The 4098-nt window shown below is 46.9% G+C and carries 3 protein-coding genes; 1 reads left to right on the forward strand and 2 read right to left on the reverse strand.

The features are described from left to right. Positions 1-248 precede the first annotated feature (248 nt). Entirely contained in the window at positions 249-2069 is a 1821-nt protein-coding gene (locus B5J93_RS11805; RefSeq protein ID WP_079326554.1) for an acyl-CoA dehydrogenase C-terminal domain-containing protein, read from the reverse strand. 152 nt (positions 2070-2221) lie between these two features. Further along, the gene (gene aroE, locus B5J93_RS11810) at positions 2222-3013 is read right to left on the reverse strand and encodes a shikimate dehydrogenase (protein WP_079326555.1); all 792 of its coding nucleotides are present in this window, start codon (positions 3011-3013) and stop codon (positions 2222-2224) included. Positions 3014-3346: 333 nt separating this feature from the next. Between aroE and B5J93_RS11815 the strand changes: the two genes are divergently transcribed. Further along, the gene (locus B5J93_RS11815) at positions 3347-3943 is read left to right on the forward strand and encodes a hypothetical protein (protein WP_079326556.1); all 597 of its coding nucleotides are present in this window, start codon (positions 3347-3349) and stop codon (positions 3941-3943) included. The last annotated feature ends 155 nt before the right edge of the window (positions 3944-4098 follow it).

Consider the following 4098-nt stretch of genomic DNA (forward strand, 5'->3'; position numbering starts at 1 on the left):
GGTTCGGTTGGTATATTTGTATTTTATAAAAATTTATGCTTTTAATCTATTTTTGCATGAAAAATGGCTAAATCTTGTTTTTCATAATAAAAGCTCGTTTGATAGAATGACTATCAAACTTCACTTTTTCCTTGAAAAACGGGCGATTTTTCTCATTTTTCATAGCAAACACCAACATTCAACACGCCCAAGCCAAACAAAAACCACCCAAATTGATGAGTGGTTTTTGATGATTTGTAAGCCAATAATCAATCAATGATAAAATGCTCAATGTCCATGTCGGTCATCACTTCATTTGGGGTAGTCATGCTGTCGGCAAGCCCACTCGTGCGTGGTAGGATTTTATCAAAATAAAACTCTGCCGTTTGGGTCTTGGCAAGGTAGAACTCACGGGGCTGTTCACCGCCATTTTTCATCTTGTCAAAGGCAATCGCCGCCATTCTCGCCCAGTGGTACGCCATCATCACATAGCCTGAGTACATGAGATAGTCTTCGGACGCTGCCGAGATAATCTCACGGTTTTTGCGTTTGGCGGTAATGGCAAGGCGTAAGGTCAAGGCGTTCCATTCGGCACATAGCTTGGTCAATGCCCAGACGTATTTACGCATGTCTTTATCCAGAGCATAGTCGCCACACCACTTCATGATACTGGCGGTATAATCACGCACCACTTTACCACCGCCTTGTAGCAGTACCTTACGACCGAGTAAGTCTAGGGCTTGTACGCCTGTCGTGCCTTCGTACAGCGTACTGATACGAGCATCACGGGCGATTTGTTCCATGCCCCATTCTTTGATGTAGCCATGACCGCCAAAGATTTGCAAGCCGTTTTTCACCGATTCTTGGGCGATTTCGGTCAAAAAGCCTTTTAATACAGGCGTGAAAAAGCCCATTTTGTCTTCCCAACGTTCAATCTCTTTTTTGTCGCCACGCACGGTCGCATCCGCCAGTTTGTCCGAATAACGTCCAACATGATAAATCATGCTTCTCGCCCCTTCGGTAAATGCCTTTTGGGTCAGTAGCATACGGCGGACATCGGCGTGATAGTGAATGGCATCAGCAGGTTTATCAGGCTCTTTGGTGCCAGACAAGGCACGCATAGAACGGCGTTCTTTGGCATAAGGCAGTGAGTTTTGGAAAGCAAGCTCCATGTGAGCCAAGCCTTGAATGCCAGTGCCGACACGGGCGGTGTTCATGTAGGTGAACATCGCTTTTAGCCCTTTGTTTGGCTCGCCAATCAAAAACCCTGTGGCGTTGTCAAAGTTAATCACGCACGTGGCGGACGCACTAATACCCATTTTGTGCTCGATAGAGCCACAGCTCACGCCATTACGCTCGCCCATGTTGCCGTCATTGTCAGGCAAGAATTTTGGCACGATAAATAGAGAGATGCCTTTGGTGCCAGCAGGGGCATCAGGCAGGCGTGCCAGTACGATGTGCACGATGTTCTCGGTTAGGTCATGTTCACCAGCACTGATGAAAATCTTAGAGCCGTTAATGGCATAAGTGCCGTCATCGTTAGGCTTGGCGGATGTTTTCATTTGGTTTAGGTCGGTACCGCACTGGGCTTCGGTCAGACACATGGTGCCAGACCACTCGCCAGTAACGAGCTTGGGTAGGTATAGGTCTTTTTGCTCGGTCGTGCCGTACTCCAAAATGGTATTAACCGCCCCAAGCGATAGCCCCGGATACATGGCAAATGACCAGTTAGCGGTGCCAAGCATTTCTGATTTGATGAGATTGAGCGACATTGGCAGAGCCATACCGCCATACTGTTCAGGGTAGGCAATGCCTTGCCAGCCCCCTTGGGCGAACTGCTCGTACGCTTCTTTAAAGCCTTTGGGTGTGGTAACCTCGCCATCCTTAAAATGACAACCTTCGGCATCGCCTGACTGATACAGGAGGGCGATGACGTTTTCGGCTAAGTCGGCAAAGCCTTCTAAAATCATGCCAACCGTTTCGCTGTCGGCATTTTTGCCATGCTCAAAGGTTTTGTAGTGGCTTGGATAATCAAAGACTTCATTGATGAGAAATTTGATGTCCCGTAGGGGGGCTTTGTACGTTAGCATAAGACAGCTCCTTTGTGATAGATAAATAGGATAAAGGGGGAATGTGTGAAAACATCATTTCCCTACTATACCTTATTTTGTGATTTATGCTAGGGGTTTTGTGTTAAAAATAACTATTTTTCATACATTTTAATTATTTTTATAAAAATAAATTATAAATCTAGCACCACCTTATCCAAATCCACCGCCCGACCTGTCCACAGCTCAAAGGATAAGCGAGCTTGATTGATAAGCATGCCCATGCCGTCTATCTGTTTGGCGGTGTTAAAATGCTCCAAAAAAGCAGACGGTTTGCCATACATCATGTCATACGCCACATCAGTCGACACACCACCCAAATCCAGACTTTGCCCTGTGGTCGTGGCGGACGTGGCATTGATGATGACATCAAAATGCCCTGTGAGTTCGTCTAAGCCGTGAGCGTTGATAGTAATGCCCTGTGTGGCAAACTCTTGGGCGAGTGTTTGGGCTTTGGCAAGCGTGCGATTAAACACCGACACCACCGCACTACTTTGGATAAGCGGTAAAATCGCCCCCCGAGTTGCCCCACCTGCCCCGAGTATGGCGACTGTTTTGTCGTGTAAGTCCACGCCACGCCCCACCAAATCCGCCACCAGTCCCCGACCGTCCGTGTTATCGCCGTAGAGCTTACCGCCCTTTATGGCGAGCGTGTTTACCGCCCCTGCGTTTTTGGCGTACTTGCTTAATGTACCGACTTCTTGGCAGATGTCAAACGCCATTTCTTTAAAGGGCAAGGTTACGTTCGCCCCCACGCCCCCACCATGAAAAAACGCTTCAATGACTGCCTTAAAACTGCCAAAATCATTAGGGCAAAATTGGCGGTTGTAGCTGATGTCAAGTCCCACAGAGCAAGCAAAGGCGGCATGAATGGCAGGGCTTTTGGAGTGGCTAATGGGGTTGCCGATGACGATAAAGTGGTGCATATATTGTCCTAATGAATTTAAAATAAAAACTGTTAAAATGACCCAAAAACGGCTACAATAACCGCCATTATTTTCCCACATATGTAGGGCGTGCCTGCGATTGATAACATTGTCATAGGATATGACAAAGATTTGATGATTTCAATCCATTTTTGCATGAAAAATGGCTAAATCTGGTTTTTCTGCGTCAAAATCCGTGTTGATATTGCAATATCAACTGCGGACTTTTCCTTGAAAAACGGGCGATTTCCCCTATTTTCATTGCAAATACCAAAGGCAGGCACGCCCTATCATTAACACAAGCCATTTTACCATTTGCCATTTATATCAGCCATGACCGACACCAATTCTACCCCTGCCAAAAAATCCTTTAAAACCCCCATCATCTGGGCGGTCATCATCGCCTGTGCTTTGGCATTGACGTTGTTTTTTCGTCCTGCCACGCACAAGGATGTGGTGCAAGATGACGGCGAGCCAAAGGTTTATGAAAAAGTGGTCTATGATGTGGCAAATTGGCAAGCAAATCCTGCCATCAATGAGACAGGGCAGGACAGATTTGAGCGTGCCAAAACGCTGATCGCCCCCACCGCCACCAAGTCGGACGCCTTGGATTTTCATGGGGCTATGGCGGACAAATACAGCTATACATCAGGACACGAACCGCCCCTATATGTCATCGAGTCGGATAAACTCTTTGAGCTGGCATGGTACTATGCTCATCCCAAAGACAGCGATACCATCAAGCAGGCAAGCCACGCCCACGCCAAAAAAGCCCACGCCCTTGCCACTGCCTTATATGGCGATGACGGCAAAGCGGTGTTGGAGCAAATGCTGACAGAGCAAATGGTTGGGGCAGAGCTACTACAAAAACATGGCATATTAAAGGCAGAATGTGCCAACTACACCTGCCAGCTTATCATGAGAAAATAGGGAAGTGCTTCATTCTTGCTCTTATGTAAGTGATTGATTTATCAAGGGCGTGTTCAACACGCCCCTACAACCCGAAAAATAATCACCTAAAATCAATAAGTAACCGTAGCAACTGTATCCCTTAAAGAATACAGTACCACCAACCCTCATTAACT

The sequence above is a fragment of the Moraxella equi genome (genome assembly GCF_002027555.1).
In the GTDB taxonomy this organism is placed as follows: domain Bacteria; phylum Pseudomonadota; class Gammaproteobacteria; order Pseudomonadales; family Moraxellaceae; genus Moraxella; species Moraxella equi.

Coding starts and splice junctions, on each gene's coding strand:
- B5J93_RS11805 (WP_079326554.1), bottom strand. CDS start 2,069: ATGCTAACGTACAAAGCCCCCCTACGGGACATCAAATTTCTCATCAAT.
- aroE (WP_079326555.1), bottom strand. CDS start 3,013: ATGCACCACTTTATCGTCATCGGCAACCCCATTAGCCACTCCAAAAGC.
- B5J93_RS11815 (WP_079326556.1), top strand. CDS start 3,347: ATGACCGACACCAATTCTACCCCTGCCAAAAAATCCTTTAAAACCCCC.